Origin of the sequence: Variovorax sp. OV700 (assembly GCF_900099805.1) — a bacterium.
Classification (GTDB): Bacteria; Pseudomonadota; Gammaproteobacteria; order Burkholderiales; family Burkholderiaceae_C; genus Variovorax.
Genome location: NZ_FNDR01000006.1, coordinates 372,955 through 396,677, shown reverse-complemented (window position 1 = coordinate 396,677; position 23,723 = coordinate 372,955). Strand labels below are relative to the sequence as shown.

The 23,723-nt window shown below is 66.9% G+C and carries 20 protein-coding genes; 13 read left to right on the top strand and 7 right to left on the bottom strand.

The features are described from left to right. Positions 1-31: 31 nt before the first annotated feature. The gene (locus BLR24_RS17045) at positions 32-2,929 is read right to left on the bottom strand and encodes a valine--tRNA ligase (protein WP_093018944.1); all 2,898 of its coding nucleotides are present in this window, start codon (positions 2,927-2,929) and stop codon (positions 32-34) included. A 126-nt stretch (positions 2,930-3,055) separates the two neighbouring features. On the opposite strand from BLR24_RS17045, the gene yaaA reads away from it, so the two are divergent. The 6 genes from yaaA to BLR24_RS17015 all read left to right on the top strand — a co-directional run bounded on the left by yaaA (position 3,056) and on the right by BLR24_RS17015 (position 8,471). Further along, complete coding sequence (gene yaaA, locus BLR24_RS17040; RefSeq protein WP_093018942.1) at positions 3,056-3,838, top strand: peroxide stress protein YaaA; 783 nt, start codon at positions 3,056-3,058, stop codon at positions 3,836-3,838. A 1-nt stretch (position 3,839) separates the two neighbouring features. Continuing rightward, a complete protein-coding gene (locus BLR24_RS17035; protein ID WP_093018940.1) occupies positions 3,840-4,682 on the top strand; it encodes a 2OG-Fe(II) oxygenase in 843 nt (280 codons plus the stop codon). A 13-nt stretch (positions 4,683-4,695) separates the two neighbouring features. After that, the gene (locus BLR24_RS17030; protein WP_093018938.1) at positions 4,696-5,595 is read left to right on the top strand and encodes an alpha/beta fold hydrolase; all 900 of its coding nucleotides are present in this window, start codon (positions 4,696-4,698) and stop codon (positions 5,593-5,595) included. Next, the gene (gene queF / locus BLR24_RS17025; protein ID WP_093018936.1) at positions 5,592-6,467 is read left to right on the top strand and encodes an NADPH-dependent 7-cyano-7-deazaguanine reductase QueF; all 876 of its coding nucleotides are present in this window, start codon (positions 5,592-5,594) and stop codon (positions 6,465-6,467) included. Before BLR24_RS17030 ends, queF begins: the two co-directional genes overlap by 4 nt. A gap of 114 nt (positions 6,468-6,581) precedes the next feature. Then, positions 6,582-7,487, top strand: a complete 906-nt coding sequence (locus BLR24_RS17020; RefSeq protein ID WP_093018934.1) for an SDR family NAD(P)-dependent oxidoreductase — start codon at positions 6,582-6,584, stop codon at positions 7,485-7,487. 93 nt (positions 7,488-7,580) lie between these two features. Further along, positions 7,581-8,471: a LysR family transcriptional regulator gene (locus BLR24_RS17015; protein ID WP_093018932.1), complete on the top strand. Its 891-nt coding sequence runs from the start codon at positions 7,581-7,583 to the stop codon at positions 8,469-8,471. 23 nt (positions 8,472-8,494) lie between these two features. Here BLR24_RS17015 and BLR24_RS17010 read toward each other — a convergent pair whose 3' ends face one another. Genes BLR24_RS17010 through BLR24_RS17000 form a run of 3 tightly spaced genes read right to left on the bottom strand, consistent with a single transcriptional unit; the run spans position 8,495 to position 11,820 of the window. Beyond that, a complete protein-coding gene (locus tag BLR24_RS17010; protein WP_093018930.1) occupies positions 8,495-9,856 on the bottom strand; it encodes an MmgE/PrpD family protein in 1,362 nt (453 codons plus the stop codon). 9 nt (positions 9,857-9,865) lie between these two features. Further along, entirely contained in the window at positions 9,866-11,029 is a 1,164-nt protein-coding gene (locus BLR24_RS17005; RefSeq protein WP_093018928.1) for an acyl-CoA dehydrogenase family protein, read from the bottom strand. A 5-nt stretch (positions 11,030-11,034) separates the two neighbouring features. Further along, the gene (locus BLR24_RS17000; protein ID WP_093018926.1) at positions 11,035-11,820 is read right to left on the bottom strand and encodes a citryl-CoA lyase; all 786 of its coding nucleotides are present in this window, start codon (positions 11,818-11,820) and stop codon (positions 11,035-11,037) included. 106 nt (positions 11,821-11,926) lie between these two features. Here BLR24_RS17000 and BLR24_RS16995 point away from each other — a divergent pair, with 106 nt between their 5' ends. The 5 genes from BLR24_RS16995 (at position 11,927) to BLR24_RS16975 (ending at position 17,993) form a co-directional block, all read left to right on the top strand. Then, on the top strand, positions 11,927-14,254 hold the full coding sequence (locus BLR24_RS16995) for an acyl-CoA dehydrogenase family protein (protein WP_093019004.1): 2,328 nt from the start codon (positions 11,927-11,929) through the stop codon (positions 14,252-14,254). 42 nt (positions 14,255-14,296) lie between these two features. Beyond that, entirely contained in the window at positions 14,297-15,280 is a 984-nt protein-coding gene (locus tag BLR24_RS16990; protein WP_093018924.1) for a Bug family tripartite tricarboxylate transporter substrate binding protein, read from the top strand. 3 nt (positions 15,281-15,283) lie between these two features. Next, a complete protein-coding gene (locus BLR24_RS16985; RefSeq protein WP_093018922.1) occupies positions 15,284-16,780 on the top strand; it encodes a class I adenylate-forming enzyme family protein in 1,497 nt (498 codons plus the stop codon). A gap of 113 nt (positions 16,781-16,893) precedes the next feature. Continuing rightward, positions 16,894-17,073: a DUF3606 domain-containing protein gene (locus tag BLR24_RS16980; protein WP_093018920.1), complete on the top strand. Its 180-nt coding sequence runs from the start codon at positions 16,894-16,896 to the stop codon at positions 17,071-17,073. Between the two features lie 242 nt (positions 17,074-17,315). Beyond that, on the top strand, positions 17,316-17,993 hold the full coding sequence (locus BLR24_RS16975; protein WP_093018918.1) for a hypothetical protein: 678 nt from the start codon (positions 17,316-17,318) through the stop codon (positions 17,991-17,993). Here BLR24_RS16975 and BLR24_RS16970 read toward each other — a convergent pair. After that, the gene (locus BLR24_RS16970; RefSeq protein WP_093018915.1) at positions 17,939-19,225 is read right to left on the bottom strand and encodes a DNA topoisomerase IB; all 1,287 of its coding nucleotides are present in this window, start codon (positions 19,223-19,225) and stop codon (positions 17,939-17,941) included. The two genes, BLR24_RS16975 and BLR24_RS16970, sit on opposite strands and share 55 nt — an antisense overlap. 119 nt (positions 19,226-19,344) lie before the next feature. Between BLR24_RS16970 and BLR24_RS16965 the strand changes: the two genes are divergently transcribed. Then, positions 19,345-20,397, top strand: a complete 1,053-nt coding sequence (locus BLR24_RS16965) for a purine-nucleoside phosphorylase (protein ID WP_093018913.1) — start codon at positions 19,345-19,347, stop codon at positions 20,395-20,397. A gap of 97 nt (positions 20,398-20,494) precedes the next feature. Further along, positions 20,495-21,772, top strand: coding sequence for an aspartate carbamoyltransferase (locus BLR24_RS16960; protein ID WP_093018911.1), 1,278 nt, complete (start codon positions 20,495-20,497; stop codon positions 21,770-21,772). A gap of 11 nt (positions 21,773-21,783) precedes the next feature. Here the strand turns inward: BLR24_RS16960 and BLR24_RS16955 are convergent, their stop codons facing one another. Further along, positions 21,784-22,464, bottom strand: coding sequence for a TIGR02117 family protein (locus BLR24_RS16955; RefSeq protein WP_254787361.1), 681 nt, complete (start codon positions 22,462-22,464; stop codon positions 21,784-21,786). 8 nt (positions 22,465-22,472) lie between these two features. Next, positions 22,473-23,723: a Y-family DNA polymerase gene (locus BLR24_RS16950; protein ID WP_093019002.1), complete on the bottom strand. Its 1,251-nt coding sequence runs from the start codon at positions 23,721-23,723 to the stop codon at positions 22,473-22,475.

Below are 23,723 nucleotides of genomic sequence, written 5' to 3'. Positions count from 1 at the left end.
TCATCCTAAACCCTGACCCGATCCATGTGTGTCAGCCAAGGCGCACAAGCTGATCGCGAAGACGTTCCAACGTTGCACTGAAATCGCTCAGGCGTTTGCGCTCCTGTTCGATGACAGCCGGTGGTGCCTTAGCTACAAAGGCTTCATTGCCGAGCTTGCCGTTCACTTTCAGGATCTCGCCTTCGATGCGAGCAATTTCCTTGCCTATGCGCGCACGCTCGGCAGCCTTGTCGATCTCCATGTGCAGGCAGAGGCGTGCCGTGCCCACCACGGCCACAGGCGCTGCTTCGGCTGCTGCCGACCATGAGGCCTCGTCGTCGAAGACCTTCACTTCCTTGAGCTTGGCAAGCGCTTGCAGCACCGGTGCCGCGTCGCGCAGGAACGCAGCGCCTTCGGCATCGTCGGCCACCGCGTAGAGCGGCAGTCGCACGGCAGGCGACACGTTCATTTCGCCGCGCAGCGTACGGCACGCATCCACCAGGGCCTTCAGCCGCGCCACGTGCGCCTCGGCTGCTTCGTCGATTTTTTCGGGCTGACTCTTCGGGTATGCCGCCACCATTATCGATTCACCCTCGCGTCCGGCCACCGGCGCGACCTTCTGCCACAGCTCTTCGGTAATGAACGGAATCACAGGATGCGCAAGGCGCAGCAGTGCTTCGAGCGTGCGAATCAGCGTGCGGCGCGTGGCACGCTTTTGCGAATCGTTACCTGTCTGGATCTGCACCTTGGCAATCTCGAGGTACCAGTCGCAGAACTCGTCCCACGCAAACTGGTAGATGGCGTTGGCCACGTTGTCAAGCCGGTATTCCTCGAAGCCCTTGGCCACTTCGGCTTCGACGCGCTGCAGCTTCGAGGCGATCCAGAAATCGGCGCGGCTGAACTTGAGGTAGCCGTGGGCCGGTCCGCCGACCGCGCACTCTTCCTTGGTGTGTTCGCGCAGGCCGCAGTCCTGGCCTTCGCAATTCATCAGCACGAAGCGCGTGGCGTTCCAGAGCTTGTTGCAGAAGTTGCGATAGCCTTCGCAGCGCTTGCTGTCGAAGTTGATGCTGCGGCCGAGCGATGCCAGCGACGCGAACGTGAAGCGCAGCGCGTCGGCGCCAAAGGCCGGAATGCCTTCGGGAAATTCTTTCTGTGTGTTCTTGCGCACCGCGGGCGCGGTCTCGGGCTTGCGCAGGCCTTGCGTGCGCTTGTCGAGCAGCTCGGGCAATGCGATGCCGTCGATCAGGTCGACCGGGTCGAGCACGTTGCCTTCGGACTTGCTCATCTTCTTGCCCTGCGCATCGCGCACCAGGCCATGGATGTACACGTCCTTGAACGGCACCTTGCCGGTGAAGTGCTTGGTCATCATGATCATCCGGGCGACCCAGAAGAAGATGATGTCGTAGCCCGTCACCAGCACGCTCGAGGGCAGGTACAGCTCCAGGTCCTTCGTCTTCTCGGGCCAGCCGAGCGAAGAGAAGGGCACCAGCGCCGACGAGTACCAGGTGTCGAGCACGTCTTCGTCGCGGCGCAGCTTCTTGCCCGGTGCCTTGGCCTCCGCCTCTGCCTCGTCATGCGCGACGTACACCGTGCCTTCGTCGTCATACCAAGCCGGAATCTGATGGCCCCACCAGAGCTGGCGCGAAATGGTCCAGTCCTGGATGTTCTCCATCCAGTGGTTGTAGGTGTTGACCCAGTTCTCGGGCACGAAGCGCACCTCGCCGGTCTTCACCACGTCGATGGCCTTCTGCGCGATCGACGTGCCGTCGGCGCCGGGCCGCGTCATGGCCACGTACCACTGGTCGGTGAGCATCGGCTCGACGATGGCGCCCGAGCGCGCGCAGCGCGGCACCATCAACTTGTGCTTCTTCACCTCGACCATGAGGCCAAGCGCATCGAGGTCAGCCACGATGGCCTTGCGCGCCACGAAGCGGTCCATGCCGCGGTATTTCTCGGGCGCGTTGTCGTTGATGGTGGCGTCCAGCGTGAGGATGCCGATCACATCGAGCTTGTGGCGCTGGCCGACGGCGTAGTCGTTGTAGTCGTGCGCGGGCGTCACCTTGACCACGCCGGTGCCGAACTCCTTGTCGACGTAGTCGTCGGCAATGATCGGGATCAGCCTGTCCACCAGCGGCAGCTTCACGCGCTGGCCGATCAGGTGTTTGTAGCGCTCGTCTTCGGGGTGAACCATGACGGCCGTGTCGCCCAGCATGGTTTCGGGCCGCGTGGTGGCAACGGTCAGCGTGGCGCTCCCGTCTTCCAGCGGATAGGCGATGTGCCAGAGCGAACCGTCTTCCTCTTCGCTTTCCACTTCGAGGTCGCTCACCGAGGTCTTGAGCACCGGGTCCCAGTTGCCCAGGCGCTTGCCGCGGTAGATCAGGCCTTCTTCATAGAGCGAGACGAAGGTTTGCGTCACGACCTGCGAAAGGTCGTCGTCCATCGTGAAGTATTCGCGGCTCCAGTCGACCGTGTCGCCCATGCGGCGCATCTGGCCGGTGATGGTGTTGCCGCTCTTTTCCTTCCACTCCCACACCTTGGCGACGAAGTTCTTGCGTGCCTCGGCGGGCGTCGGGCCCATGTCGTGGCGGCTGATCTTCTGTTCCTGCAGCTGCCGTTCCACCACGATCTGCGTCGCGATGCCCGCATGGTCGGTGCCCGGCACCCACAGGGTGTTGTCGCCCTTCATGCGGTGGTAGCGCGCGAGGCTGTCCATGATGGTCTGATTGAACGCATGGCCCATGTGCAGCGTGCCCGTCACATTGGGCGGCGGCAGCTGGATCGCGAACGAATCGGCGCCTTCCTTCGGCTGCTGGGTGCCGCGGAAACCGGCCTTGGCATAGCCGCGCTTTTCCCACTCCGGGCCCCAGTGCGCCTCGATGGCGGCGGGTTCGAACGATTTGGACAGGCTGTCCAGACCAGGCTGGGCGGAAGGAGTGGTGGATTCGCTCATTGGAGATGCAGGAGATGCAGGGAGATGCAGAACGGCGCCTTCGGGGGAGCCGTGGAGACAAGGGTGGGATAGCCAGCGATTTTACCGGGGCGGCCCCCGGCCAGCCCCACCCCACATAATTCCGGGATGCTCTTCTTGCTTTCCCCTGCAAAGTCGCTCGACTACGACACCCCCATTCCCGTCGAAATCCCTGCCACCCAACCCCATTTCGAATCCCCGCGCGGCCCTTCGGTCGAACTGATCAAGCTGTTGCGCGAGAAGTCGCCGCTGCAGATCTCGGAGCTCATGCACCTGTCGGACAAGCTCTCCGCCCTCAACGTGGCGCGCTACCAGGCCTGGGCCGGCAAGAGCACGCCGAAGAATGCTCGCCAGGCGGCCTTCGCATTCGATGGCGACGTGTACGGCGGCCTCGATGCCCGCTCGCTCACGCCCGCGCAACTGGCCTGGGCGCAGGAGCATGTGTGCATCTTGAGCGGCCTTTATGGCCTGCTGCGCCCGCTCGACCTGCTGCAGCCCTACCGGCTGGAGATGGGCACGGCACTGGCCAACCGCCATGGCAAGGACCTGTATGCCTTCTGGGGCTCGCGCATTGCGGAGCACCTCAACGAGCGCCTGGCTGCAGACCGCACGCCCGTCGTGGTCAATGTCGCCTCGCAGGAATATTTCAAGTCGGTGGACCTGAAGACGCTCAAGGCCCGCGTGGTCGAATGCGTGTTCGAGGAATGGAAGGGCGACAAATTCAAGATCGTGAGCTTCTACGCCAAGCGCGCCCGCGGCCTGCTCGCGCGCTGGGCGGTGCTGCACAAGGCGGCCACACCCAAGGCGCTGGAAAAATTCGATCTCGAGGGTTATGGTTTCGATGCCAGCGTATCGACAGCCGAAAGGCTGGTGTTCAGGAGGAAGGCTTGAGATGTCACAGGCGATCAGTCCCGAGCTGAGGGAATGGCTGGTGTCGCAGCTCGCGGCGGGGCATTCGGTGCCCGCGCTGCGCGCGTCGATGCGCGCAGCCGGCTGGAAGGACGCGGCCACCGATCTCGCGCTGGCTCAGCTCGAGGCCGGCTTTCCGCACTTGGAGGTGGCTGCGAAGACACCGCGCGCCGAAATGCCCGGCCCCGACCTTGAAGGCGCGCCGCTCTACATCGATGCGGGCGACCGCCGCGTGCAGGTGCTGCACACCATGCGGCATCCGCGGGTGGTGGTGTTCGGCAACCTGCTTTCGCCCGAGGAATGCGAAGGCCTGATTGCCGCGGCCCGGGTGCGGCTGGCGCGCTCGCTCACGGTCGAAACGCGCACCGGCGGTGAAGTGCTGAACGTCGACCGCACCAGCGAAGGCATGTTCTTCGAGCGCGGCGAGAACGACATCGTCGCGCGCCTGGAGCAGCGCATTGCCGCATTGCTGCGCTGGCCGGTTGAATTTGGCGAAGGCCTGCAGATCCTGCGCTATGCGCCCGGTGCCCAGTACCGCCCGCACTACGACTACTTCGACCCGGGCGAGCCCGGCACGCCCACAATCCTCAAGCGCGGCGGCCAGCGCGTGGCCACGCTCGTGATGTACCTGCAGGAGCCCGAGCAGGGCGGTGCCACCACCTTCCCTGACGTGGGCCTGGAAGTGGCGCCCGTGCGCGGCACCGGCGTGTTCTTCAGCTACGACGAGCCCGACCCCGCCACCCGCACGCTGCATGGCGGGGCGCCCGTGCTCGCGGGCGAGAAATGGGTTGCCACCAAGTGGCTGCGCGAGCGCGAATTCAAATAGCCACAAGGAACCGATGAAAGTCACCGCCAACGGGCTGCAGATCGAAGTCGACGATACCGGCGGGGAGGGGCGCCCCGTCGTCCTGCTCATCATGGGCCTGGGCATGCAGCTGGTGGCGTGGCCGAATGGCTTCGTACGGCAACTGGTCGACGCGGGTTTTCGCGTGGTGCGCCACGACAACCGCGACATCGGCCTGAGCCAGGGCTTCGACCATGCCGGTACCGGCAACATCGTCTGGGAAACCGTTCGCCACCGCCTGGGGCTGAAGGTGCGCTCGGCCTACACCCTGCAGGACATGACGCAAGACTCGATCGGCGTGCTCGATGCGCTGGGCATCCCCAAGGCCCACATCGTCGGGGCCTCCATGGGCGGCATGATCGCGCAGCGCCTTGCCGCCAGTGCGCCGCAGCGCGTTGCCAGCCTCGTGAGCATCATGAGTTCGAGCGGCGCGCGCGGCCTGCCCGGTCCGCGTCGCGAGGTGACCGCCATGCTCATGCGCAGACCCCTGGGCCGCAGCGAGGCCGAGCTCGTGGCGCACAGCATCAAGCTTTTGCGCCTGATCCAGAGCCCGGCGTATCCGCAGACCGACGAGGAACTGGCCGAACGCCTCACCTTCAGCATGCGCCGTTCGTACCGTCCGGCCGGCCTGATGCGTCAGATGCTGGCCATTGGCGCCGATGATGATCGCCCGCAGATCCTGCCGCGCATCCAGAGGCCGACGCTGGTGCTGCACGGCGAAGCCGACGCCCTCGTGCCCATTGCCTGCGGCAAGGATTCGGCGGAGCGCATTCCGGGCTCGACGTTCATCGGCATTCCCGGCATGGGCCACGACCTGCCGCCGCAGGTCTGCACCATCCTCGCCAACCACATTGCCCCGTTCGCGCATGCCGTGGACGCCAAGGAAAAGCCATGAGCCTCGACAACGCCCCCGACAACCCCAACACCCCCGAGCAGTCGCAGCTGGGCCGTGCCTCGGCCTACGCCGACAAGTACGACCCCTCGCTGCTCTTTCCGATTTCGCGCGCCACCCAGCGCGAGGCCATGGGCATCATCGGCGCCCAGCTGCCTTTCTTCGGCGCCGATCTCTGGACCGCCTTCGAGGTGAGCTGGCTCAACCTGCGCGGCAAGCCGCAACTGGCCATTGCGCACTTCACCGTGCCTTGCGAAACGCCCAACATCATCGAGAGCAAGTCGTTCAAGCTGTACCTCAACAGCTTCAACAGCACCGCTTTCGCGAGCCTCGATGCCGTGCGCGACCGCCTGCGCACCGACCTGTCCGAAGCGCTCTGGCGCGGCAGCGACCAGTCCGCCGGCATCGGCGTGAAGCTGCTGGCGCCCGACATGTTCGACCGCGAGCCGGTGCACGAACTCGACGGCCTGGATCTCGACCGCCTGGACATCGAGTGCACGCACTACCAGCCCGCGCCCGAGCTGCTGTCGAGCGACACCAGCCAGCCGCCGGTGAACGAAACGCTCACGAGCCGTCTGCTCAAGAGCAATTGCCTCGTCACCGGCCAGCCCGACTGGGGCAGCGTGCAGATCCGCTACAGCGGCCCGGCCATCGACCAGGCCGGCCTCCTGGCGTACATCGTGAGCTTTCGCAACCACAACGAGTTTCACGAACCCTGCGTCGAGCGCATGTTCACCGACATCTGGCGCCAGTGCCAGCCCAACAAGCTCGCCGTGTACGCACGCTACACGCGGCGCGGCGGGCTCGACATCAATCCGTTTCGCACCAGCTGGCCGCAGGCGCTGCCGCCCAACATCCGCACCGCGCGGCAATAAGCAGAGCGCGCGTCGCTGAAGCCCCTCTTCGGAAATCAGAAACTCGCAACCGCGCTGCTGTGGCATTCTGGATCCGCCCGTGAACCGCGGGCGGATTTCCCGGAGCAGACACACATGGTTGAAGGAAAAACAGTCGTCGTCACCGGCGCAGGCGGCGGCATCGGGCGCGACATCGCGCTGGCCATGGCGAGCCACGGCGCCAAGGTGGTGGTGAATGACATCGGCGCCGCGCTTGACGGCGAGGGCGGCAGCGCCGGCCCGGCGCAGCAGGTGGTCGACGAGATCCGCGCCGCGGGCGGCCAGGCCGTGCCCAACACCGACAGCGTGGCCGATGCGGCCAGCGCGGCGCGCATCGTCGAATGCGCGGTCGAGAGCTTCGGGCGCATCGACGCCGTGATCAACAACGCCGGTATCCTGCGCGACCGCTTCTTCCACAAGATGTCGGTCGACGAATGGGACGCCGTGATCAAGGTGCATCTCTACGGCGCCTACTACGTGAGCCGCGCGGCGGCCACGCACTTCAAGGAGCAGAACTCGGGCGCCCTGGTGCACATGACCTCGACTTCGGGCCTCATCGGCAACTATGGCCAGGCCAACTATGCGGCGGCCAAGCTCGGGATCGTGGCGCTGTCGAAGTCGATTGCGCTCGACATGCTCAAGTTCAACGTGCGTTCCAACTGCATTGCGCCCTTCGCGTGGAGCCGCATGATCGGCGCCATTCCCACCGACACCGACGAGCAGCGCGCCCGCGTCGACAAGATCAAGCAGATGACGCCCGCCAAGGTGGCGCCGCTCGCGGTGTACCTTGCGAGCGAGGCGGCCAGTGCGGTCAACGGCCAGATCTTCTCGGTGCGCAACAACGAGATCTCGCTCATCAGCCAGCCGCGGCCGGTGCGCTCCATCCACCGCTCTGAAGGCTGGACGCCCCAGAGCATTGCCGAGCACGCCATGCCCGCCATGCGCGCGAGCTTCCATCCGCTGGACCGCTCGGCGGACGTGTTCAGCTGGGACCCCGTCTGAGGCCAGGCCGCTGAGGTCAAACCCTGAGGCCGGCGCACCCGGCGCCATTCGCCGGACAATGTGTGCTTCTATCTCTTGTGGCGCGCTTGTCCGGTGAACCTGCATTTCGACCTGTTCGACCTGAAACTGTTCGTCTACGTGGCCGAGGCGCGCAGCCTCACGCGCGGCGCCGAAAAAGCCTGCATCTCGCTAGCGGCGGCCTCCACGCGCATCAAGCAGATGGAAGAAGCCGTGGGCGGCAAGCTGCTGCACCGCAGCGCACAGGGCGTGAGCCTCACGGCCGCGGGCCAGGCGGTGCTCTACCATGCCAAGCGTGTGATGCAGCAGATGGAGCACCTGCGCTGCGACATGCAGGACTTCGGCAAGGGCATCAAGGGCCACGTGCGCGTGTTCGCCAACACCACCTCCATCACGGAATACCTGCCGCAGAAGCTGGCCGGTTTTCTCACGCAACATCCGGCCGTGCAGGTGGACCTGCGCGAATACCTGAGCGAAGAAATCGTGCGCGCGGTGGCCGACGGCGAGGCCGACATCGGCATCCTGGCCGGCGACGTTCACACGGGGGAATTCGACGCGCGCCCCTTCGGCCGCAACCAGCTCGTGCTGGTGGTGCCCCTCAACCACCACCTTGCGGGCGCACCCTCGGTGGCCTTTGCCGACACGCTCGACGAGCAGCACGTGGGCCTGCACCACGGCAGCGCCATCCACCGATTTTTGCAGCGCCGCGCCGAGCTGGCCGGCCGCGGTTTCAACCCGCGCATCCAGGTCAGCAGCTTCGAGGCGATCTGCCTGATGATCGAGGCGGGCGTGGGTGTCGGCGTGCTGCCGGCCTCATCGGCGCAGCGGCTGTCGATGGCCATGCGGATCTCGACCGTTGCGCTCAGCGATGCATGGGCCGAGCGCGAACTCAAGCTCATTGCGCGCGACCGCGAACAGCTGCCGGCCTCCGCGCGCGAGCTGTTCGACCATCTGATCGCGCCGTAGCTTGCGCGTGCGCCGTGCTGCCTTCAGGGCAGCCAGCGGTCCACGCGCGGTGCATCGGCCAGTTGCCAGATGCGCTGGCACAAGGCCTTGGCCTCGTCGGCCGTGGCGCCTTCTCCGTAGTGCGTCAGGCGCTGCATCTTGTCTTCGATCTCCGCGCGGCTCAGGGTGTTGCCCGGATCGCCCTTGGGCTCGTCGACACGGCCTTGCAGCGTGCGGCCGTCGCGGGTCTGCACGCTCACCTTGCCGATCCAGCGCGCGGGGTAGGCGGTGTCGACCTCGGCATCGAGTGCCATCGCCACCTTGTCGCGGAACGCGGCCACTTCGGGCGCGAGAAAGTCGCGGTCGAATTCGCCGAGGCCCGCGCGGCCATGCACCGCGATGAGTCCCAGCACCGTGCCCATCGAGAACTTGCCCTGGTGCACGGTGGCCGGCACCGTGACACGGCCCAGCACGTCAATGGCACCTTGATGCACGTGCGTGGTCACGCGGGCCACGTCGTCATGCTTCAGGTTGTTCTGCGCCATGACTTGCAGCAGCGCATCGGCTGCGGGATGCGTGTGTCGGCACGAGGCGTGGTACTTGAACGAGGTTTCGGCCAACGCCCAGCGCGTGCCGAGGTGATCGGTGAGCTTCGCGGGATCGGCATCGCTCGACATGCCCACGCCGAGGCCTTGCGCACCTTCCAGCACCTTGGCTGCACCGGTGAAACCGTCCTGCGCAAGATAGGCCGACATCAGTCCGCTGGCAGCCGCATGCGCGCAGTGCAGCTGCTTGGAATCGGCCGCGTCGCGCAAGAACTCCCACACTCCGGCCGACTGCGTTCCGGCCGAACCGAAGGCGTGCAGCATCTGCTGTGGCGTGAGCTTCAACAGGCTGCCCACCGCGGCCGCCGCGGCCAGCGTGCCTGCCGTCGCGGTCGTGTGAAAGGTCCTGTAGTGGGAGCGGCCGAGAAACTCGCCGACGCGGATGCCCACCTCGTAGCCCGCGGCCACCGCAGTCAGCAACTGTGCACCGCTTGCACCCAGGCTCTGCGCCACGGCCAGCGCGGGCGCGATGACCACGGCCGCGGGATGGAACACCGAGCCGTTGTGCACGTCGTCCTGCTCCACGTAGTGTGAAGCCGCCGCGTTGACGAGCGCGGCAAACACCGGCGAGCTGGTGCGGCGCGAGGTCAGTATTTCACTCGGCCCATCGGCGGGCCCCATCATCTGCGCGAAGCGTTCGATGCTGCGCACCGGCCGCGCGGTGCGCGCCGCGAGCACGGAGCCCAGCCAATCGAGCATCAAGTCTTCGGTGCGGCGCAGCACGGGGGCTGGAATGTCCGCGAACTTCAGTTCGGCGGCGAAGGTGGCCAGTGTCTGGCTGGGATGATTCGATGAAGTCATGAGAGGTCTTCAGAACGATCGGGGGAGGCCAAGCATGTGCTCCGCCACATAGCTCAGGATCAAGTTCGTCGAGATCGGCGCCACCTGGTAGAGCCGCGTCTCGCGGAACTTGCGCTCGATGTCGTATTCGCACGCAAAGCCGAAGCCGCCATGGAACTGCAGGCAGGCATTGGCCGCCTCCCAGCTGGCTTTGGCTGCAAGGTACTTCGCCATGTTGGCCTGCGCGCCGCAGGGCTCGCGCGCATCGAACAAGCGGCAGGCCTCATAACGCATCAGGTTCGCGGCCTCGATCTCGATGAAGGCCTCGGCAATCGGAAACTGCACGCCCTGGTTCTGTCCGATGGGACGGCCGAACACCACGCGCTCCTTGGTGTAGGCCGTCACCTTGTCGATGAACCAATAGCCGTCGCCGATGCATTCGGCGGCGATCAGCGTGCGCTCGGCGTTGAGTCCGTCCAGGATGTACTTGAAGCCCTGGCCTTCTTCGCCGATCAGGTTCTCCGCGGGAATCTCGAGGTTTTCGAAGAAGAGCTCGTTGGTCTCGTGGTTCACCATGTTCAGGATGGGCCGCACCGTCATGCCATTGCCGATGGCTTCGCGCAGGTCGACGATGAAGATCGACATACCCTCTGACTTCTTCTTAACGTCGGCCAGCGGCGTGGTGCGCGCCAGCAAGATCATCAGGTCCGAATGCTGGATGCGCGAGATCCACACCTTCTGCCCATTGATGACGTAGCGGTCGCCCTTCTTCACGGCCGTGGTCTTGATCTTGGTGGTGTCGGTGCCGGTGCTGGGCTCGGTCACGCCCATCGACTGCAGGCGCAGTTCGCCGGTCGCAATGCGCGGCAGGTAGTTGCGCTTTTGCGCCTCGCTGCCGTGGCGCAGCAGCGTGCCCATGTTGTACATCTGGCCGTGGCAGGCACCGGAGTTGCCGCCGCAGCGGTTGATCTCTTCCATGATCACCGAGGCTTCGGTGAGCCCGAGGCCGGAGCCGCCGTACTCCTGCGGAATGAGCGCGGCCATCCAGCCGGCCTTGGTGAGCGCGTCGACGAACTCGGCGGGGTAGCCGCGCGCCTCGTCGACCTTGCGGAAGTATTCGTTCGGGAACTGCGCGCACAGATCGCGCACGGCGTCGCGAATGTCGGCAAAGCGGGTGTCGTTGTGGTTGTTCATTTCGTTCAATCCTGGCGCGGGCCGCCGGCTTCCTTCTCTACACGTTGCCAGATCTCGATCGCCATCGGGTCGTCGATCTCCTCGAGGATGTGGCCCACGAGCCCGATGGCGCGCGCCATCACGCCGAAGCCGCGAATGATCTTCCACGGAAAGCCGAACTCGGCGGCAATCGCGCCGATGGCGCCGGTGGCGTTGATGGGCAGCGACTTGCCCGAGACGCGCTCGGCTTCCTGCTGCACCGCCTGCATCAGCGCGACGTAATGGCCGGAAAGGCCGTTCTCCTCGGCAATCTGGAACAGTCGCGGCGTGCGCGGGTCGATGGGCTTGTGCAGCGGATGCCCGAGGCCCGGCACGATCTGTTTGCGCGCGCGGTGGTCGGCGACGATCTCCTGCGCCATCTCGGCAAGCGGCCGCGCCGGCTTCTCGCCGAAGGGAACGGCCTCATAGAGCATCTTCGCCGCGCCCTCGGTGCTGCCCACGAACACGCTGCCCAACCCGCACAGGCCTGCGGCCACGGCGGCCTGCAATGCTTCGGGCGCGCCCGCATAGGTGAGGCGCGCGGCCAGCGCGCTCGGCGTGATGCCGTGCTCGACCAGCGTGACGACGATGGCGTTGAAGGTGACCGATTCCTGCGGCGTCGGAATGCGGCCGGTGAGCTCCAGGAAAGCCATGTCGCCGAGGTTCAGGTGGCCGAGGATCTCGGAGGGCAGGTCGCGCCCGCGCACGGTGATCTTGTCGGGCGTGCTGTGGCCGAGTTCGGTGTGCAGGGATTTCTTGATCTTTGTAGGCATGCGCCGAATCTATGCCGCCGGCGCGCGAGGCGGTTCTGTGTTTGCGAAACCCTCCCTTCGGCAAATGCAAATGCCGCACGGCGAGGCGTTCTGTCACGCTGCGGCGATGGACATCGAATCACTTTCCGCCATGCGCGAGGCCGCGCTCGACTACTTCATTCGCAGCCGTTCGGTCCAGCGCCGGCGTGAGCGCATGGAGCGGCCCGACGCCGACGAGGCGCAGGGCTGGAGCGCCATCGCCGAACTGGGGTGGGCCGGCATGCTGGCACCCGAATCCGCGGGCGGGCTGGGCCTGGAGCTGGCGGGCGCCGCGCAAATCCTCCGGGCCGCGGGCGAGCACGTCGCGCCAGAGCCGCTGCTGGCGGTGGCCGGTCTGAGCGCGCTGCTGCTCGCACGGCTAGGCACGCCGCGCGCAGAGGCGCTGCTGGCAGAACTCGTCGCGGGCCGCAGCCTGCCTGCGCTGGCCTGGCAGGAGAGCGCGGGCGACCTGAGCGCGGTGCCCCTGGCCTGCGGGTGCGAGCCGCGGGCGGGGCATGTCGGCGGCGTGCTGCTGCAGGGCGAAAAACTCATGGTGCTGCCCGGTGCGGCGGCCAGCGGCTGGCTGGTATCGGCGCGCGGCAGCGACGATGCGGTGTTGCTTTGGGTGCCACGCGGGACCGCCGGTGTGAGTGAAACGCTGGTGCCGCTGGTGGATGGCGGCCAGGCCGCGAACCTGCGCTTCGAGCAAGTGGCTTTGCCGGCGGAATCGGTGCTGGCCGAAGGGCCGGCCGCGCAGGACGCGCTGCGCCAAGCGCTCGCAGCCGGCCAGATCCTGCAGGCGGCCGAGCTGCTGGGCGTGGGGCAGGCCATGCTCGCGCAGACGCTGGCGTATCTGCGCACCCGTTCGCAGTTCGGCAAACCCATCGGCAGCTTTCAGGCGCTGCAGCACCGCTGCGTGGACATGTTCATTCATCTCGAAGTGGCGCAGGCTGCGCTCGACGAAGTGATGGCATTGGCGAGTCAGGAGCTCACCGCCGAGCGGCTCGAAGCCGAAGCCAGCCGCGTCAATGCCCGCTGCACCGCCGCGGCGCTGCAGGCCTCGCGCACGGCGGTGCAGCTGCACGGCGCCATCGGCTACACGCAGGAGTGCGACCTGAGCCTGTACTACAAGCGCACGCTGTGCCTCGCGGCGTGGCTAGGCAATGTCGCTGCGCACCAGCGCCGCCATGCCGCGCTGGCCGACGGCGCGGAAGCGCGCACCAGCACCGCCGCATGGGAGGGCGAGTTTCCTCGCGAGGTCGACTGGGCTGCGATGCCAGAAACCGAATTCCGGCGCATGGTGCGCGCCTTTCTGCAGCAGCGCTATCCGCAGCATTTGCGTTACCTCTCGCATCGCGCGCGCTGGAGCGAGATCCGCGAGTGGTATCTCACGCTGTCCGGGCAAGGCTGGATCGCGCCGGCCTGGCCCCAGGCACATGGCGGCATGGGGCTGCCGGCCGACAAGCTGATTGCATGGATCGAGGAACTCGAGCAGTACGGCGTCGCGCGCGCACCCGACCAGGGCATCGTGATGATTGGACCGCTCCTGATCCAGCACGGCACGCCCGAACAGCGGCAACGTTTTCTGCCGCGCATCCTCCGCGGCGAGCATGTGTGGTGCCAGGGTTATTCGGAACCCAACGCGGGTTCCGATCTGGCCGGGCTGCGCACCGAGGCCGTGGCCGGGCGCGACGCCGAGGGCAATCACTTCATCGTCAACGGCCAGAAGATCTGGACCACGCTGGCGCAGGACGCTAACCACATCTTCATGCTCGTGCGCACCGACAAGGCCGCGCGCAAGCAGGAGGGCATCAGTTTCCTGCTGTGCGACTTGCGCACATCGGGCATCACGGTGCGGCCCATCCAAACGCTCGCGGGCGAGCCCGAGTTTTGCGAGGTGTTCTTCGACAACGTGCGCGTGCCGGCCGAGAACCTCGTGGGCAAGCTGCATGGCGGCTGGACGATCGCCAAGGCCTTGCTGGGCTTCGAGCGCATCTTTCTCGGCAGCCCCAAGCAGTCGCAGTACGCGCTGGGCCAGCTTGCGCGGCTGGCAGAGGCGCGGCGCCTTTTTGCCGACCCGGTGTTCGCACAACGCTTTGCGGCACTTCGGCTCGACGTGCTCGACCTGTCGGCGGCGTACACGGGCTTTGCCGACATCGTGCGCGCGGGCAAGCCGTTGCCGGCTTCGGTGTCGCTGTTGAAGATCTGGGCCAGCGAAACCTACCACCGCATTGGCGCACTGCTGGTCGAAGCGGGCGAAGAGCAGGGCGCGGTCGCGGGCGACCAGGTGCTCGACGGCCAGAGCTTCAACCTGCTGTCCCCGCTGATCGGCTCGACGGCCGCAATGATCTACGGCGGCACCAACGAGATACAGCGCAACATCCTCGCGCGGCAGGTGCTCGATCTGCCGACGTGAACGATGCGAGCGGCTGAAGAAATACACAACAGGAGACAACCCATGCAATCGATCGACTTCACACGGCGCCATGCCATGGCCGCGCTGGCCGCCAGCGCACTCGGAGCCGCGCTGCCTTCGCGCGCCTTGGCGCAGCAGCTGCCGCCGCTCATCAAGCTGGTGGTCGGCTACTCCGCAGGCGGCCCGGTGGACGGCGCCGCACGGCTGCTCGCGCCGGCGCTGGCCCAGGAGCTCGGCACGCAGGTCATCGTGGACAACCGCCCCGGCGCCAGCGGCTCGGTGGGCGGCGATGCGGTGGCCAAGGCCGCGCCCGACGGCGCCCTGCTTTTCTTCGGCGCGAGCCCGACGATCACCATCAATCCGAACATCCAGCGCAAGATGCCCTTCGACCCGATGAAGGATCTGACCCCCATCGCGCCGTTGGTCGATTACACCAACGTGCTCGTGGTCAACAAGGATCTGCCCGTGCAGAGCGTGGCCGAACTGCTGGCCTTTGCGAAGGCACAGCCGGGAAAGTTGTTCTATGGCTCGGCCGGCATCGGCGCATCGAACCACCTGAGCGGCGCGTTGCTCGAGAAGATGACCGGCGTGCAGCTGACGCACGTGCCGTACAAGGGCAGCGCGCCCGCGCTGGCCGACGTGATGGGCGGCACCGTGCCCATGATGTTCGACATCATCGCCACCTCGCGGCCCTTCATCCAGTCGGGCAGGCTGCGTGCGCTGGCCGTCACCTCGCGCCAGCGCAACCGCATGCTGCCCGATGTGCCGACCATGATCGAATCGGGCGTGGCTGGCTACGACGTGGGCGGCTGGTTCGGCCTCTACGGACCCGCGCGCATGGACCCGGCGCTGGTGGCTCGCTTCAATGCCGCCGCGCACAAGGCGCTGGCGCGCGAGGACATTGCCAATCGCCTGCGCGAACAGGGTTACGAGGTCTGGAGCGGCGGCGCGGATCTGCTCGCGGCCAAGGGCCAGGCCGACCGCAAGCTCTGGGCCACGGCGTCCAAGGGTATCGAGGCGGAATAGCCAATGGCACCCACGCGAATTCACGAACTGCTCGAGGCGCGTGCTTCGCGCACGCCCGAAGCGGTCTTTCTCTTCGAGCCGGCGGGCACCGTGTCGTACGCCGGGTTGCAGGCCATGGCCGAGACGGCCACGCAAGACCTGCTGGCCGCCGGCGTGCGGCCGACCGATCGCGTGCTGCTGGTGGCCGAGAACTGCGCCGCGCACATTGCGCTGCTCATGGCGTGCAGCCGCGTCGGTGCATGGTCGTGCGGCGTCAACGCGCGCATGTCGCCCGGCGAGATCGCGGCCATTGCGGAGCGCGCCGACGCGCGCCTGTGCTACTTCACGGCCGGTGCTTCGGACGCCGCGCGCCAGCATGCCAGCCGAGCCGGCGCGGTGCCCTCCGCGCTGCCCGGCGTGATGCGCTCTGCCGTGCGGGCGGAGGCCCGGCCCGAAGCCGACCCGGCGCTGTCGGACACGGCCGCCATCATCTTCACATCGGGTACTTCGGGCACGCCGAAGGGCGTGATGGTGTCGCACCGCGGCCTGCTGCATTTCGGCCGCGTGTCGGCCGCCGCACGCTCTCTGGATGAACGCGACCGGGCCTATGCCTTCCTGCCGATGACGCACATCTTCGGCATTGGCACGGTTCTCGTTGCCGCGCTCACCGGTGGCGCCGCGCTGGTGCTGCGCGCGAGCTTTTCGCCGGCCGACATGCTGCACGCGCTGGCGCACGAAGAGGTGTCGAACCTGCTGGGGCCGCCCACGATGTACGCGCGCCTCTTGGCCTACGTCGAGGCGGAGCGCATCGTGCCGCGCTTTTCGGCGCTTCGCTACGTATATACCGGCTCGGCGCCGCTCGACCTGGGACTCAAGCAGCGCGTGGAGACGCTGTTCGCCCAGCCGCTGCACTATGGCTACGGCCTGTCGGAGTATGCGGGCTCGGTGTTCCTCACGCGCGTGGAAGCACCGCGCGCGGACACGGCCGCGGGCTACGTCGTCGAGGGAGGAGAGGCGCGCATCGTGGGCCCCGATGGCAAGGATCTCGCGCCCGGCGAAACGGGCGAAATCTGGCTGCGCGGCCCCGGCCTGATGCTGGGCTACTTCCGCGATGCCGCGGCCACCGCACAGGTCATGCGCCCGGGCGGCTGGTATGCGAGCGGGGACCTCGGGCGCTTCGATGCGGACGGTGCGCTGTTCGTGGTGGGCCGGCTCAAGGAGATGATCATCCGGTCGGGCTTCAACGTGTATCCCGCGGAGATCGAGGCGGTGATCGGCCGCTTCGCCGGAGTGCATCTTTGCGCCGTGGTCGGTGTGGCCGAGGCTGACAGCAACGAACAGATCGTCGCGTTCATCGAGATGAAGCCCGGCGCGGTGCTGGACGAGCCGGCGTTGCGCGCCTACCTGGCGGAGCATCTGTCGCCGTACAAGCGGCCCGCGCGCATCGAGACCGTCGACGTGATGCCCACCACGGCCAATGGCAAGGTGCTCAAGCGCGAATTGCAGGCACGCTGCCGCTAGCCCGCGCTGGTTTCGGACATTTCCTTCAAGGAGCCGCGCCACCGTCCGCCAGTGGCGGGCGGGAGGAGAGCGCATCGTTCGTGCATCGATACAGGAGACACAGGACGCACGCCATGGCAGACGACCCGAACAAGCGCGGCCCCGAGGACCGGACCCGCATCAATGTCAACGAGCCGCACGAGGTGCGCTACTGGACCCAGACGCTGGGCGTGACCGAGGCGCAGTTGCGCTCGGCCGTCGCGGCCGCGGGTGTCGAAGTGAAAGACGTGCGGGTCTATCTCGGCAAACCCTGACCGGGGATCGCGGTCATTTGCCGCGAATCTCCAGCCCCGGGGCGATTCCGGCATCCGAATGCGTAGGCACGCTCCTACACCCGGCCACGGAGGGGGGCCCGATACTGCTTGCATCTCCCCCGCTTCAGGACGCGAAAAGTGAACGTGCCGAACGTGCCCATTGCCGACCTCCGACCCGCAGGCCCCCGTTGCCTGCGAGCCTGCCCACCCAACGAGGCGAAGCCTTCGGCTGCCGCCGCGCAATGAAGGCCTCCCCCGGAGCCCGCAGCTGGATTGCCGCCGGCGTGCGGCACGAACTGCTTACCCGCGCCTTGCCGGCATTGCGGCATGACATGGCTGCCCCGGTATCGGTGATACGCATGGCACTGCTCATGCTCAAGCGCCAGATAGGCGCGCCGTCCATCGATGGGGCTGCCTGCGAGGAACGTGTAGCGCTCATCGACAACCAGGTGTCCGAGTTGGTGGAAGGCATCCGTTCGCTGCGCGACTGGGAGCTGGCCACGGTGGACGACGGCATTACGCGCAGCGCGCTGGTGGCGCAATGCGTGAGCCTGATGCGGGCGGCCTTCGACATGCACGGCGTGGCGCTCGATGTCGACCCCGCGCTCGAACCGCGGGCGCACGAACCTCGCCGGCCGCAGGGGGCCGCGCTGCGTTATCTGTTCCTGGGCGGGCTCGGCTATCTGCACGATGGCGCGTCCGACGCCGGTGCGATCCGCATCGAGGCAGACGGTGAAGATGCGCTCCGGTTGAGCGCCTTGCCCCGCGAGTCCAGCGGCGTCAGCCCCGTGCTCGATGCGCACCGTGCACCGCGCGCGCTGGCCATCGATGCGATCGCGCTGCAAAGCCTGGCCGAAGACCTCGGCTACACCGTGGCGCTCGAACGCGACAGCGTGCGGTTCCCGCTAGCCACGGCCTGAAGCTTCGGCGCTCCGTTTTGCCTCCCGGGCGGCGCGGCCTTTGCGCTGCGATTCGCGCTGTGCTTGGCGCTGGCCCTCTTACTCCTGCCAAGCTCACGAAGTTCGCGCGCCTGGGTTTGCCGATGCATGCGCAAGAAGGCGAGCAGGCGCTGTTCCGCGGCGTGGAGTCCGCGCGTCCTGCGTGCCGCGCTACGGGCCGTCATCTTTCGCAGCACTTCCGACGAGGCGTCTTCGCGGTCGCCCGCGAGCGCGCTGCCCAGCGCCAGCACGGCCGGGTGGACATAGGCCTTCTTGCACACGGCGGGTGTGTTGCCGAGCTGCCTGGCCACCGCGGCCAGGATCTCCTTGGCGCTGTAGCGGCTGCCGTCGGCGGCACGGTCCGGCTCGCAGGCCAGCCGCGTGAGCTCCAGCGCCTGCACCGTGCCGTGCCAGGTCCGGAAGTCCTTGGCTGTGAAGCGCTCACCGGGCGAGGCTTCGGCGATGTAGTCGTTCACGTCCGTGGACGACACGCTGCGCAGCTGCCCGTCTTCCTCCTGGTACTGGAACAGCGCCTGGCCGGGTAGCTGCTGGCACTGGCGCACCACCTTCGCGACGCGCGGATCGTCGAGCAGGGCCTCGTGCATCACGCCGCTCTTGCCCCGAAAGCGCAGCCGCAGCGCTGCCCCCCGCACGGCCGCGTGCCGGTTGCGCAGCGTGGTCAGGCCGTAGGAGCCGTTGCTGCTCGCGTACTCCTCGTTGCCCACGCGCAGCAACGTGGTGTCGAGCAGCCGCACCAGCGCCGCCAGCACCTGCTGGCGCCCGGGTGCCGCCGTGGTCGCGCCTGCGCCTTCCTGCAGGTCGCGCACCACGCGGGCACGAATGCGCGGCAGCGCGAGCCCGAAGGCCTCGAGGCGCTCGAACTTGGTCTCGTCCTTGAAGAGCCGCCAGTCGGCGTGGTAGCGGTACTGCTTGCGCCCTCGGGCATCGATGCCGGTGGCCTGGAGGTGGCCGTTGGGCAGCGGGCAGATCCAGACATCGGTGTAGGCCGGCGGAATTGCCAGCATCCGGATGCGCGAGAGCTCCTCCGCGTCGCGGACCCAACGGCCCGCTGCGTCGCGGTAGCGAAAGCGCTCGCCCTGTTTCAGGCGCCGGATGCCCGGCATGTCCGGATTCACATAGACCAGGCCATTGGCGATCGGCGTCGGCTTCGAAGGCGGTGAGTTTGGTGAAGGCGGAATGGAGCGAACCGGCATGTGATTTGCGTGGTGACGGTACCCAGAGCTTGTGCCTGCGCGGACAATCGCCGCCTGTAGGACGCTGCAATCGCCGCTGGTGCGATGGGGGCTCGTTGTTCTTCCTGGAGTCAAGAGAAATGATGTTTTCCCATGGACGGTTCTCGTCCTTCTGTGCGCGCTGGATCGCGGCTTGCGGCATTGCGCTGCTCGCCACGGCCTGCGCTTCGACTTCGCCAACCTCCGCTGCGCGCACCGCCGCTGCGCCAGTCAAGGTGAAGGTCTTCGTCGCGGCCATGTTCGAAATCGGCCAGAACACCGGCGACCGGGCCGGCGAGTTCCAGCACTGGTACGAGCGCTACTGGAAAGGCGCTGTGCCAATGGCCGTGCCCGGCGCGCTTCAGCCGGTGTACTGCAACACCGACGGCGTGTGCGGCGCGGTGCTCGGCATGGGCAAGGTCAACTCGTCGTCGTCGATGCAGGCCATCCTGCTGAACCCGCAGTTCGACTTCTCGCAGGCCTACTACGTGATTTCCGGCGTGGCCGGCACGCCGCCCGCGCGCGGCACCATCGGCGAAGTGAGCTGGGCTACCTGGCTCGTCGACTACGACCTCGGCCACCGCTGGGCACCCGACGAAAACAAGCCCGGCGAACCTACCTTCATGCCGCGCAAGGGCTACGAGGATTACCGCCGCTTCAAGCTCAACCCAGACCTCGTGGGCTGCGCCATGAAGCTGTCCGCCGACACGCCGCTCAAGGATTCGGATGGTGCGCGCAAGTACCGCCTGCGTTACCCCGATACCGCCGCGCGGCGCGCGCCTTTCGTGGGCACCGGCACTCACATGACCGGCGACACCTTCTTTCATGGCCCCGGCATGTCGGCGCAGGCGCAGTACATCGCGAAGCTCTACGGCGCCGACGACTACGTGATCACCGAAATGGAAGCCGCCGCCATCACCCTCGTGATCAAGCGCACCCACGGCACCGACCGCGTGATGAGCCTGCGCGGCGCGGTCAACTTCGATCAGGGCAATCCGAAGGAAAGCACGCTGCAGCACCTGGACCCGGCCCCGGGCGAGACGGCGGGCGGCTTTGCCGAGACGGTGGAGAACATCGCGCTGGTGGGCACGCGCGTGGTCGATCACATCGTGGCCAACTGGCCGCGGTGGCAAGACGGCGTCCCGAAGCCCTGAGAGCCCAAGCATCGGCAGGGATGCTTGGGGCAATAAAATATACGCACTGAGTAAATTCCCTCGTCGGAATTTGACGCTTAGCGTATATTCAGGGCCCATGAGCCAACAAGACACCCTGCGCGATGCGATGCGCCGCCTCAATCTCACCCGCGACGCATTCTCCGAACGCTTGGGTGTCCGCCGCCGGGCGCTTGATACCTGGCTGCTGCCGGCTGACTCCGGCGAGTCGCGCGCCATGCCCGAAATGGTGGGCAAATTCGTTGCTGAAATCCTGCAGCGCGAGGCTCAGGCCAGCACCGCTGCGGACGATCGACCCTTGGTGCAGCGCATTGCGGCCGAGGGCCGGCCCCACCTCTTATCGGTCGCGCAGTTTGATCGCGACAGCCTCGAAGCCCTGTTCCAGGTCGCCGACATCATGCAGCCCATCGCGCGACGCCAGAAGGTCACCCGCGTGCTGGAAGGTGCGGTGCTCGGCAGCCTTTTCTTCGAGGCGAGCACCCGCACCCGTGTGAGCTTCGGCGCGGCTTTCTGCCGGCTGGGCGGCACGGTATGCGACACCACGGGGTTCACCTTCTCTTCAATGGCGAAGGGTGAGTCGATCTACGACACCAGCCGCGTGATGAGCGGCTATGTCGATGCGCTGGTGGTGCGGCACCCCGAGCAGGGCTCGGTCGCCGAGTTCGCACGGGCGACCAACATCCCCGTCATCAATGCCGGCGATGGTCCGGGTGAGCATCCGAGCCAAGCCGTCCTCGATCTGTACACCATCCAGCGCGAGTTCTCGCGCATGGGCAAGCTGGTCGACGGCACGCACGTGGCGATGGTCGGCGACCTGAAATACGGCCGCACGGTGCACTCGCTGATCCGGCTGCTGTCGCTCTACCGCGGGCTGAAATTCACGCTCATTGCGCCGCCGTCGCTCGAGATGCCGGCCTATCTGCTGGAGCTGGTGGCGCGCAATGGCCATGTGATCGAGCAGACGCAGTCGCTCGAAGAGGGCCTGCGCGGCGCGGACGTGGTCTATGCCACCCGCATCCAGAAGGAGCGCTTTGCGGGCGAGGAGATCGAGGGCTACACGCCCGAGTTCCAGATTCGCAAGGCACTGGTGGACACGCTCTGCAAGCCCGACACCATCCTCATGCACCCGCTGCCGCGCGACGGGCGTCCAGGCGCGAACGACCTGAGCATCGACTTGAACCATGATCCGCGGCTGGCAATTTTCCGGCAGACGGACAACGGCATCCCGGTGCGCATGGCGCTGTTTGCGGTGCTGATGGGCGTGGAGCACCAGGTGGCGCGCTCGATGCGCGATGCGGGCTGGCGCTCGCCTGCCCACATCGGGCCGGACGATGCGGACTTCGACGGGCTCGACTGATTGGCAGAGGCTCAGGGCGTTGCAGGCTGCAAGTGCCACACGACGTTGAAGTCGAACGGCGTCCAGCGGCTCACCGTGACGCCCGCATGTCTGAGGCCCCTGCCGGTCCAGGTGTTGCAGGTCTCGAAAAGGTGGTAGCCGCCTTCGGCTTCATAGAAGGCGTCGTCGTTGCCGTAGTGCGCGCCCGCAATGGGCGCCGCCTGGCCCGAGGGCAGCGATGCACGCACGAAATCCACAAGCTGCGCGTACTGCGTCTGCGAGAGCGGCAGGAGGTAGGCGCCGTGCCGCAGTTGCGCGCGGCGCAGGTAGGTCACGTGCAGCAGAGCGCGATTGCCGCCGAGCATGGCGCCGAAAGCGCGCGATGCGGTCAGGTCGCCCCAGGTCGGCGTGTTCAGGTAGAACTCGCGGTCGCCCCAGCCGATGGCAATGAATTCCGCATCGGGCGGCACGGCCTTGAAATGCGCGAACGGAAAGAGCTGCCGCCAGTCGATGGCCGCCGAGCGGATCGGAAACACCAGGTCGGTGTGCACGCCATTGCTCAACACCCAGGCCTCCAGTTCAGGCGCCGCCGCCGGTGGCGCTTTTGCGTTGGCCGGCCAGAACATCAGCGCACAGGCAACCGCCACATACAGCGACGCCAAAGCGGTGAACGCGAGCAGCGTGAATGCGAACCGCCGGAGCCAGCGTTTCATCACGCTTTTTAGAAGAGCGACGCTGTGGTCGATGCCAGCTCCGACGGCGCGCGCGGAGCCGGGCCGCCGGCGGCGGCTGCCATTGCCTCGGGGCTTCCAGCCTTGGCGAGCGCACCCACGCGCACGCCCAGCAGGCGCAGCGGCCGCTCCAGCGGCACGCGCTTCAGGCACAACCCGCCGATCTGGCGAATGGTCTTGCCGTCGGCGGTGTGACGGTCGATGGTCTGGTCGCGCGTGGCAATCTTGAAGTCGTCGTAGCGCAGCTTGATGCCGATGGTCTTGCCGACGTAGCCCTTGCGCTGCAGGTCTTCGGCCAGCTTCTCGCACAGGTGGGTGAAGATGGCGCCGAGCTCGGCGCGGTCGCGCACCGCATGCAGGTCGCGGTCGAAGGTGGTCTCGCGGCTCATCGATACGGGCTCGCTTTCGGTCACCACCGGCCGGTCGTCGCGGCCCCAGGCCACCTCGTGCATCCATGCGCCCGTGGACTTGCCGAAATTCTGGATCAGCCAGTCGCGGTCGCGTGCCGCGAGCTCGCCCACCGTCTCGATGCCGAAGCGCTTGAGCTTCTCGTCGGCCTTGGGCCCGATGCCGTTCACCTTGCGGCAGGGCAGCGGCCAGATGCGCGTCTGCAGGTCGTCCTCGTAGACCACCGAGATGCCGTTGGGCTTGTTGAACTCGCTCGCCATCTTGGCGATGAGCTTGTTGGGCGCCACGCCGATCGAGCAGGTGAGGCCGGTCGCATCGAAGATGGCTTTCTGGATCAGCCGCGCCAGCGAGCGCCCGCCTTCGCGCTGGCCGCCCGGCACGTCGGTGAAGTCGATGTACACCTCGTCCACGCCGCGGTCTTCCATCAGCGGCGCGATCTCCCTGATCATCTGCTTGAAGGCGCGCGAATACTTGCGGATCTCGTCGAAATCCACCGGCAGGATGATGGCCTGCGGGCACAGCTTGGCGGCCTTCATGAGCCCCATGGCCGAGCCCACGCCGAACTGGCGCGCCGGGTAGGTGGCGGTCGTGATCACGCCGCGGCCTGCGTAGTCTCTGAGGCGCGGGAAGGCGTCGATCGGAATGTCGGCCAGCGTGCCGCCTTCGGGTACGTGGCGGATCGCCTCGTCCACGCTGCGCCGCCCGCCGCCAATCACCACCGGCAAGCCCTTGAGTTGCGGATAGCGAAGCAGCTCGACCGACGCGAAGAAGGCGTCCATGTCGAGGTGCGCGATGCGGCGGATCGGGGGGTTGGTCACGGGCTGGGAACTCAC

Excerpts from the sequence above, each read along its gene's own strand:
- BLR24_RS17045 (WP_093018944.1), bottom strand. The coding sequence starts at position 2,929 with ATGAGCGAATCCACCACTCCTTCCGCCCAGCCTGGTCTGGACAGCCTG.
- yaaA (WP_093018942.1), top strand. The coding sequence starts at position 3,056 with ATGCTCTTCTTGCTTTCCCCTGCAAAGTCGCTCGACTACGACACCCCC.
- BLR24_RS17035 (WP_093018940.1), top strand. The coding sequence starts at position 3,840 with ATGTCACAGGCGATCAGTCCCGAGCTGAGGGAATGGCTGGTGTCGCAG.
- BLR24_RS17030 (WP_093018938.1), top strand. The coding sequence starts at position 4,696 with ATGAAAGTCACCGCCAACGGGCTGCAGATCGAAGTCGACGATACCGGC.
- queF (WP_093018936.1), top strand. The coding sequence starts at position 5,592 with ATGAGCCTCGACAACGCCCCCGACAACCCCAACACCCCCGAGCAGTCG.
- BLR24_RS17020 (WP_093018934.1), top strand. The coding sequence starts at position 6,582 with ATGGTTGAAGGAAAAACAGTCGTCGTCACCGGCGCAGGCGGCGGCATC.
- BLR24_RS17010 (WP_093018930.1), bottom strand. The coding sequence starts at position 9,856 with ATGACTTCATCGAATCATCCCAGCCAGACACTGGCCACCTTCGCCGCC.
- BLR24_RS17005 (WP_093018928.1), bottom strand. The coding sequence starts at position 11,029 with ATGAACAACCACAACGACACCCGCTTTGCCGACATTCGCGACGCCGTG.
- BLR24_RS17000 (WP_093018926.1), bottom strand. The coding sequence starts at position 11,820 with ATGCCTACAAAGATCAAGAAATCCCTGCACACCGAACTCGGCCACAGC.
- BLR24_RS16995 (WP_093019004.1), top strand. The coding sequence starts at position 11,927 with ATGGACATCGAATCACTTTCCGCCATGCGCGAGGCCGCGCTCGACTAC.
- BLR24_RS16990 (WP_093018924.1), top strand. The coding sequence starts at position 14,297 with ATGCAATCGATCGACTTCACACGGCGCCATGCCATGGCCGCGCTGGCC.
- BLR24_RS16985 (WP_093018922.1), top strand. The coding sequence starts at position 15,284 with ATGGCACCCACGCGAATTCACGAACTGCTCGAGGCGCGTGCTTCGCGC.
- BLR24_RS16980 (WP_093018920.1), top strand. The coding sequence starts at position 16,894 with ATGGCAGACGACCCGAACAAGCGCGGCCCCGAGGACCGGACCCGCATC.
- BLR24_RS16975 (WP_093018918.1), top strand. The coding sequence starts at position 17,316 with ATGAAGGCCTCCCCCGGAGCCCGCAGCTGGATTGCCGCCGGCGTGCGG.
- BLR24_RS16970 (WP_093018915.1), bottom strand. The coding sequence starts at position 19,225 with ATGCCGGTTCGCTCCATTCCGCCTTCACCAAACTCACCGCCTTCGAAG.
- BLR24_RS16965 (WP_093018913.1), top strand. The coding sequence starts at position 19,345 with ATGATGTTTTCCCATGGACGGTTCTCGTCCTTCTGTGCGCGCTGGATC.
- BLR24_RS16960 (WP_093018911.1), top strand. The coding sequence starts at position 20,495 with ATGAGCCAACAAGACACCCTGCGCGATGCGATGCGCCGCCTCAATCTC.
- BLR24_RS16955 (WP_254787361.1), bottom strand. The coding sequence starts at position 22,464 with ATGAAACGCTGGCTCCGGCGGTTCGCATTCACGCTGCTCGCGTTCACC.